Source organism: uncultured Sphingomonas sp. (genome assembly GCF_964237155.1).
Taxonomy (GTDB): Bacteria; Pseudomonadota; Alphaproteobacteria; order Sphingomonadales; family Sphingomonadaceae; genus Sphingomonas.
The window spans coordinates 1-3,582 of record NZ_CAXSHH010000134.1; the positions used below are offsets into that span (position 1 = coordinate 1).

General features: G+C 69.0%; 4 protein-coding genes. All 4 read right to left on the minus strand.

Annotation, left to right across the window (positions count from 1 at the left end; translation table 11 throughout):
* The coding region (locus ACFE71_RS15175) for a conjugal transfer protein TrbE (RefSeq protein WP_375429599.1) at positions 1 to 1,712 on the minus strand (1,712 nt) is incomplete at its 3' end.
* Positions 1,706 to 1,978: a VirB3 family type IV secretion system protein gene (locus tag ACFE71_RS15180; RefSeq protein WP_375429600.1), complete on the minus strand. Its 273-nt coding sequence runs from the start codon at positions 1,976 to 1,978 to the stop codon at positions 1,706 to 1,708. The genes ACFE71_RS15175 and ACFE71_RS15180, both read right to left, overlap by 7 nt.
* Entirely contained in the window at positions 1,975 to 2,337 is a 363-nt protein-coding gene (locus tag ACFE71_RS15185; protein ID WP_375429601.1) for a TrbC/VirB2 family protein, read from the minus strand. Before ACFE71_RS15185 ends, ACFE71_RS15180 begins: the two co-directional genes overlap by 4 nt.
* Positions 2,338 to 2,339: 2 nt before the next feature.
* A complete protein-coding gene (gene trbB, locus ACFE71_RS15190; RefSeq protein ID WP_375429602.1) occupies positions 2,340 to 3,335 on the minus strand; it encodes a P-type conjugative transfer ATPase TrbB in 996 nt (331 codons plus the stop codon).
* Positions 3,336 to 3,582 lie beyond the last annotated feature (247 nt).

Below are 3,582 nucleotides of genomic sequence, written 5' to 3' on the forward strand. Positions count from 1 at the left end.
AGCAGCAGCGACAGCCCGGTGAGCGTGCGCTCGTCCTCCGGCGCCGTGCTGAGGCTGCCCAGCGCCGACCAGACCATCTCCTTCCCGTCCGGCGTGACGACGACGCGCTCGTAAGCGAGAAGCGCGACGATCCATTCGAGTGCCCAGGCGCGCGTCGCGGGCACGTCGATGTCGCGCAGCGGCTGGAAGGCGATAGTGTCGCCGGCGTCGGCGCCGAGCCCCAGCGCGTGGTGCGCTCCGCCCATCGCCAGCACGGCGGCGCGCGCGGACAGGCCCTTGTCGAAGATGTAGACCTGCGCGTCGGCATAGCGGCGGAACTGAAGCGCGATCAGCGCCAGCAGCACCGACTTGCCCGCGCCCGTCGGGCCGACAACGAGCATGTGGCCGACATCGCCGACATGGGTGGAAAGCCGGAACGGCGTCGACCCGCCGGTCTCCGCATAGAGCAGCGGTGCCGCATCCAGATGATCATTGCGCGCCGGGCCGGCCCAGATGCTCGACAGCGGCATGAGGTGGGCGAGGTTGAGCGTGTGGATCAGCGGCTGGCGGACGTTGGCGTAGACGTGGCCCGGCAACGAACCGAGCCAGGCCTCGACGGCGTTGACGCCCTCGCGGATGGTGGTGAAGCCGAGCCCGTTGACGATGCGCTCGACCGCGCGGACCTTCTCGTCCGCTCGGGCGCGGTCTTCGTCGGCCACCGTGATGGTGGTCGTCATGTAGCCCAACGCGACGTGGTCGCCTCCCAGCGCCTGGAGCGCCAGGTCGGCGTCGACCATCTTGTTGTCGGCGTCGCTGTCGAGGAGCTGGGTCGGCTGGTTGTACATGACCTCGCGCAGCAGCGCGGAGATCGACTTGCGCTTGTTGAACCACTGGCGTCGGAGCTTGGTCAGCGCCTTGGTCGCGTCCGCTTTGTCGAGCGCGATGAAGCGGGTCACCCAGCGATAGGCGAACGCCTGGTGGTTGAGCTGGTCGAGGATGCCGGGCCGGCTGACGTTCGGGAAGCCGAGCACGGTCAGCGTACGCAGGTGCAGGTCGCCGAGCATCGGCTCCAGGCCGCCTACTAGCGGCGTATCGGCGAGCAGCCCGTCGAGGTACATGGGCGTGTGCGGGACCGTGACGGGGTAGACGCGGGTTGAAATCGCGCCGTGCAGGTAGGTCAGCGTCTCGGCATCGGTGAGCGCGCGCACCTCGGGCATGAAGCCGCCGAGCAGGTCGAGCGCGCGGTTGATCTCCGCTTCGAACGTGCTGAGCGCCTGCCGCCAGTCGCGACCGCGCCGGTCGTCGGCTTGCTCCACCAGCGCGCGACCCGCCGTATCGGCCTGATCGGGGGTCGGCATGAAAGTCAGGGTCAGGTAGTAGCGGCTCTCGAAGTGTTGGCCGGCGGACTCGAACCCGGCCCGGCGCTCCTCCTCGACCAGCCAGGAGGCTGGGTCGGGAAAGCGGCTCTCCGGGTAGCCCAGCGCCTCGCGGCGCTCGGCTTCGATGAACAACGCCCAGCCCGAGCCGAACCGGCGCAGCACGTTGTTCGCCCGCGCGCAGGCCGAGACGAGCTCGCTTTCCGTCGCGCTCTCCAGGTCAGGGCCACGGAATGAGAGCGTACGCTGAAAGCTGCCGTCTTTGTTGAGCACGATGCCGGGCGCGACCAGCGCCGCCCATGGAAGGTGGTCTGCGAGCCGGTCGGCACGGGCGCGGTATTCGCCGATCGCTAGCACGACAGGTTCCCCCGCTGACGAAGGTGGCGGGCCAGCACGGGGGCGAAGTCCGGGTCGCGCTTCGCCGCGAACACCGCGAGCGTGTGCCCGAAAGCCCAGACCAGGAGGCCCGCGATCCACTGCTGGAGTCCGAGCCCCAGCGCCGCCGCGATCGTGCCGTTGACGATCGCGAGCCCGCGCGGCGCGCCGCCGAGCAGGATCGGCTCGGCGAGCGAGCGATGGATCGGCGCTTCGAAGCCCTCGATGTGCTGGCCCGTCCCGTTCACGAGATCAGCGCCCCGCCGCCGAAGCTGAAGAAGCTCAGGAAGAAGGACGATGCGGCGAACGCGATCGACAGGCCGAACACGATCTGGATCAGCCGCCGGAACCCGCCCGAGGACTCTCCAAAGGCGAGCGTCAGGCCCGTGGTGATGATGATGATCACCGCCACGATCTTAGCGACGGGCCCTTGCACCGACTCCAGCACTTGTTGGAGCGGCTCCTCCCAGGGCATACCGGAGCCGGCGGCGTGCGCGACGCCGGAGAACGTGAGCACTAGGCCGAGCGTCAAGCCGGCGCCGGCCAGCCTGCCAAGCTCGGGGGCGCGGGTCCGAGCTCTGCGGATCGAGAGGTGTGCAGCAAGCATGGTCAGTCTCCTTCGGGGTTGAGCGGGGGGATGAGGTGGGTGAGCCGGTAGGTGTCGGCACCGGAAAGGCCGTCGACGCGCGCGATGGCGGCGACCCGGCGCTGCCGTCCGCGGCCGGCGATGAAGACGACTAGGTCGATCGCCTCCGCGATCAGCCGCCGGGGCACGGTCACGACCGCCTCCTGGATGAGCTGCTCCAGGCGGAAGAGCGCGGCCTCGGCACCGTTGGCGTGGACCGTTGCGATCCCGCCGGGGTGGCCGGTGTTCCAGGCCTTGAGCATGTCGAGCGCTTCGGGGCCGCGGACCTCGCCGACGATGATGCGATCCGGCCGAAGCCGGAGCGTCGAGCGGACTATGTCGGCCATCGTGACGCTGCCCGCGCGCGTCCTGAGCGCGACTGTGTCGGGTGCCGGCGACTGGAGCTCGCGTGTGTCCTCGATCAGGATGACCCTCTCGTCGAGGCTCGCCATCTGGGCGAGCAGCGCGTTCGCCAGCGTGGTCTTGCCCGAGCTGGTGCCGCCCGCGATCAGAATGTTGCGTCGGTCAACGACCGCCTGGGCCAGGAGAAGCGCTGTGCCCTCGTCCATAATGCCATCGCTGACGTAGTCGGCGAGCGTGTAGAGGCGCTCGGCGGGCTTGCGGATCGAGAAGCACGGGCCAGGTGCAACAGGCGGCAGCACGCCCTCGAAGCGCTCTCCAGCCCTACCCTCCTCTCGCGGCGGAAGCTCGGCGGAGACGATCGGTGATGCGGCGTGGACCTCCGCGCCGATGTGTGACGCGACGAGCCGGATGATGCGTTCGACCTGGGCCGGATGGTAGCGGACGCCGGTGTCGGACCTGCCCTCGCCGAGGCGATCGAGCCGAAGCGCGCCATCAGGGTTGACCATCACCTCGATCACGAGCGGGTTGGCGAGCGCGGCCGCGATCGTCGGCCCCATGGCCGTGCGCAGCATGCCGCGCCGACGCTCGCCTGAGGCAAGGGCGTCGATGCCGGTCATGAGCGGACAATTCCAGCAGGGTGGAGCACGTCGGGATCTCCGTCCGGACGGTGAGACGTCCGGCTCGGTCCCGAGAGTCCGCTTATTCGTCTCTTACTAGAACGACGCTTCTAAGGCGGCTCGCGGCACGACGGCGCGAAGGGTTGGCGCAGCTGGATTTCCGAGCGCGTTATTAAATTTGCGTTGGACGACGCGCTAGGGTCAAGACTCGTTGATCACAGCCAGAAGATGACGGTGGCAGCGAGGG

What these genes read in the sequence shown, in the direction of transcription:
- ACFE71_RS15185 (WP_375429601.1), bottom strand. Translation starts at nt 2,337, where the DNA reads ATGCTTGCTGCACACCTCTCGATCCGCAGAGCTCGGACCCGCGCCCCC.
- trbB (WP_375429602.1), bottom strand. Translation starts at nt 3,335, where the DNA reads ATGACCGGCATCGACGCCCTTGCCTCAGGCGAGCGTCGGCGCGGCATG.